This is a genomic window from Paenibacillus paridis, assembly GCF_006345825.1.
In the GTDB taxonomy this organism is placed as follows: domain Bacteria; phylum Bacillota; class Bacilli; order Paenibacillales; family Paenibacillaceae; genus Pristimantibacillus; species Pristimantibacillus paridis.
The window spans coordinates 1-534 of the sequence record NZ_VCIX01000003.1 but is presented as its reverse complement, the minus strand read 5'-3'; the positions used below and the strand labels follow the sequence as shown (position 1 = coordinate 534).

The window sequence follows — 534 nt, the reverse complement described above, 5'->3', positions numbered from 1 at the left end:
GGAGCTTGTTGTTCAAGGTGTCTCCACCCGCAAAGTCGCCCGTGTTACGGAAGAACTCTGTGGACGAGAGTTCTCGAAATCCACCGTCAGTGAATTATGCAAGCAACTGGATCCCATCGTTCAGGCGTGGAATAACCGCTCGCTGAAGGAGATGGCTTACCCGTTTGTGACGGTAGATGGCATGTATGTGAAAGTACGGGAAGACGGCCGAATCCGCTCACGAGGCGTCTTTATTGGCTATGGCGTGAATACCGATGGAAATNAGAAATCCTCGGTCTTGCGATCGGTGATACCGAGTCTGAAGCCAGCTGGGGCGATTTCTTTAGCCGCCTAAAAGAGCGCGGGCTGCATGGCGTCGATTGTGTGACCAGTGATACGCATGGTGGCTTGGTCAAGGCGATTCGACAACACTTTCAAGGGGTCACGTGGCAACGATGCCAAGCTCATTTTATGCGAAACATTCTAGATGCTGCCCCGAAAACCCTACAAGCGAGCATTAAAGGGATGGTTCGTTCAATCTTCGAAGCACCCGAT

General features: G+C 52.0%; 1 pseudogene. It reads left to right on the top strand.

Annotated features, from left to right (window positions below):
* Positions 1-534 (top strand): annotated as a pseudogene (locus tag FJQ58_RS32690) (IS256 family transposase); the annotation flags it as partial.